1 protein-coding gene is annotated in these 1749 nt (G+C 72.0%); it reads right to left on the bottom strand.

Annotated elements, in window-relative coordinates:
- Positions 1-287: 287 nt before the first annotated feature.
- Complete coding sequence (locus LN037_RS32025; protein WP_230761165.1) at positions 288-1550, bottom strand: transposase; 1263 nt, start codon at positions 1548-1550, stop codon at positions 288-290.
- Between the last annotated feature and the right edge of the window lie 199 nt (positions 1551-1749).

Below are 1749 nucleotides of genomic sequence, written 5' to 3' on the forward strand. Positions count from 1 at the left end.
GCGCTGAGCAACCTATGAGGGCGAAGTCAAGGTGGGTTGCTCCGGTGGGTGGGCGTGCGTCATCGCCTCGCCGGGACCGGCGAGTTGAGCTTGTTGGTGGTGGTGATCGACGGCGTCGTGGTGGCGGGTGCTGGTGCCCACGCTGCGTGCTCGACCTAGCGGACAACCGGGTTCGGCCCAACAGCCCTCATGCGAGCTCGGGTGCAGGGTGGGCGGGGCGCCCCTGCTCAGCTACGGGTTCTTCCCAAGGACAAAGTGGGTTCGCCCCGCCCGGCGCCATCGTCGCGTCATGCGGCCACGGGCGCCACCTTCTGCGTTGCGGTGTCGGGGGTGCGCGGTTCGTGGGCGCGTCCGGCGGCGATGTCGGGGTCCCAGGCCACTCGGCGGGTCACCACGATGAACAGTTGCCGCAGCAGCGCGCCGGCGATCGCGGTGCGGGCTTGGCCGTCGCGCAGCGGGTTCTCGGCGCGGGTGGTCAGGTGCTGGTAGCGGGCCCGGTAGACCGGGTTGTGCTGCAGTGCGGACCAGACCGCGCGCCACGCGGCGGTGCGCAGCGCCGGGCGGCCGCGCCGGGAGATCGTGGTGGTCCCGGCGAAGGTGCCGGATTCGTTGTCGCGCGGGCAGAGCCCGGCGTGTTTGACCCAGGTCCGGGCGCTGTCGTAGCGGGCGGGGTCGCCGGTCTGGGCCAGGATCGCGGCCACCCCGACCGGGGAGACGCCGGGGATCGTGGCGGCGAGCTCGACGAGTTCGAGGGCGCCGAGGGTCTCGAGCAGCAGGGTTTCGACGTGGTCGATCTCGCCGAGGGCGCGGTGCCAGTCGGCCAGGGCGAACCCGGCGCGTTCGCAGGCCGCGTCGCGTTCACTGCTGACCCCGCCCGGCGCGCCGGCCGCAGCGTGCAGGGCGCGCAGGATGCGGTGGTTACGTCGGGTGCCGCCCCAGCGACGCAGTTCGGTTCCCACGGCCTGCGCGAAATCCTCGTAGGTCATCGCTGCGATCACCGCCGGAGAGGTGGACACGTTCATCGCCGCCCGCCAGCTCAGGGCCTCCAACGGCTTGGCCGCCACCTGCAGGGCAGCGGGCCAGGCGCATTCGAGCAGGTCGCGCAGGGCCTGGCGGGCCGCGGTAGCGGTGACGAGCTGGTCGTCGCGGCGCGCCCCGAGATGCCGCAGCCGACACCAGTGACCCTCGAGCTGATAGGGCACGTAGCAGCGCAGCTCGGCGACCCGCTTGGCGATGATCGTGGCGTCCTTGAAGTCCGAGCGGTCCCGGGTGAAGTCCTCCTCCTCGCGGCCCCGGTTGACCAGCATCGGGTTCACACAGACCAGCTCGACCCCCCGGGCGCGGGCCCGATCCAGCAGCGGCTTCCACCGGTGCCCGGTCGGCTCGCAGCCCAGCACGACCCCGGCGAACCCGGCCTCGGCGGCGATCGGCGCCGCCCAATCGAGGATCTCCTCGATCACCCAGGCATCTCCGGTGAACATCCGCCGCGCCAGCACCCGCGAGTCGTGATCACACACCGCCGCGGCCTGCTTGCCCGAAGCCAGATCCACCCCCAGCACCGCGAGATCGCGACGCACGATCGACCGCAACCGTCCCAGCCGCTCATTGCGCCGCCGGTCACCCCGCGTGAGCTTCCCGCCCTTCGACATCCGCTGCCTCCCGGTAGTGATGGCCCGACCCGAACCCGAACCAACACCAGGAGCACCCCGATGACCGAGCCCGGATCAACCGCTACCGGCACTTACTAGG

The sequence above is a fragment of the Actinomycetospora soli genome, from assembly GCF_021026295.1.
GTDB lineage: Bacteria > Actinomycetota > Actinomycetes > Mycobacteriales > Pseudonocardiaceae > Actinomycetospora > Actinomycetospora soli.